The organism is Streptomyces sp. NPDC101166 (assembly GCF_044768125.1).
Taxonomy (GTDB): domain Bacteria; phylum Actinomycetota; class Actinomycetes; order Streptomycetales; family Streptomycetaceae; genus Streptomyces.
This window is the reverse complement of record NZ_JBIWPF010000324.1, coordinates 1-1,077: the sequence shown is the minus strand read 5'-3', so window position 1 is coordinate 1,077 and position 1,077 is coordinate 1. Positions and strand designations below refer to the sequence as shown.

The 1,077-nt window shown below is 69.5% G+C and carries 2 protein-coding genes; one reads left to right on the top strand and one right to left on the bottom strand.

From position 1 onward, the window contains the following. On the top strand, nucleotides 1-266 hold a 266-nt coding region (locus ACIRS4_RS38805), incomplete at its 5' end, for a hypothetical protein (protein ID WP_404205074.1). A gap of 35 nt (nucleotides 267-301) precedes the next feature. Here ACIRS4_RS38805 and ACIRS4_RS38800 read toward each other — a convergent pair. Further along, nucleotides 302-913: a TetR/AcrR family transcriptional regulator gene (locus ACIRS4_RS38800; RefSeq protein ID WP_404205072.1), complete on the bottom strand. Its 612-nt coding sequence runs from the start codon at nucleotides 911-913 to the stop codon at nucleotides 302-304. Nucleotides 914-1,077: the final 164 nt, after the last annotated feature.

The window sequence follows — 1,077 nt, the reverse complement described above, 5'->3', positions numbered from 1 at the left end:
AACTCGACGACACCACGGTCGAGCAGTACGACGCAATTCTCGAGATCTTGGGATTCGCGCCCGGCGGTCCCATGGCTACGGGCGGACTCTTCCACTGGGCGACCACCACCGACCGGGGACTCCGGGTGACCGACGTCTGGAGCTCGGCCGAGGATTTCCAGCGCTTCGCCAACGAACAACTCGCCCCGGCCCTGCAGAAGGCGGGCATCACCACCGAGCCCCGCATCTCGTTCGAACCGATCCACAGCTACCTGATCGCAGGCTGACCCTCGTCTTCCGCGCCCGTCGGCCGGGGTGAGGGTCAGCGGGCGCTGAGGGCGGTGTGGAGGGTGGCGGCCCACTGCTGGACGATTTCCTTGCGGCGCAGGGAGTCGTCGGTGAGGACGTCGGCCAGGCCGAGGCCGCGGGCGAGGTCGAGGGTGGCCTGGACCAGGTGGTGGGTGACCGGGTCGGCGTCGTCCACACCGAGGGCTTCGATCGCCATGCGGTGGGAGATGCGTCCGAAGCGGGCTTCCATGGGGACGATTCGTTCGCGCAGGACCGGGTCGGCGGCGGCGTGCGTCCACACCTGGAGCGCCGCTTTGAAGATCGGGGCCGTGTAGGACTCGACCAGGCCCGCTACGACTGCTTCGGTGCGGGCGACGCCCTCGGCTACCTCGGCCACCGCGAGCGCGTCCGCCTTCGCCTGGGCCATGCGGGTCTCGAACATGTACTCGAGGGCGGCGGTGATCAGGTCTTCACGGGTGGGGAAGTGGTGTTGGGCGGCGCCTCGGGACACCCCGGCGCGTTCGGCGACGACGGCGACCGTGGCGGCCGCCCAGCCCATCTGGGACAGGCAGTCGATGGTCGCCTCCAGCAGCCGCTGCCGGGTGGCCCGGCTGCGGTCCTGCTTGGGTTCGTGGGGTGTCGCCATGGTGACCTATTGTGCCCAGCTCGGTGGGCGGCGCTGCAGGAAGGCCGTCATGCCCTCGATCACCTCGGGGGTGCCGAAGTAGCTTGCGGAGCGTTTGGCCAGTTCCTCGGCCCGCAGGTCGAAGACCTCGAGCAGGTCGGTATTGACCAGACGCTTGGCCTCGG

Bases quoted from the DNA above. Each gene is read 5' to 3' on its own strand.
- ACIRS4_RS38800 (WP_404205072.1), bottom strand. From the start codon at position 913: ATGGCGACACCCCACGAACCCAAGCAGGACCGCAGCCGGGCCACCCGG.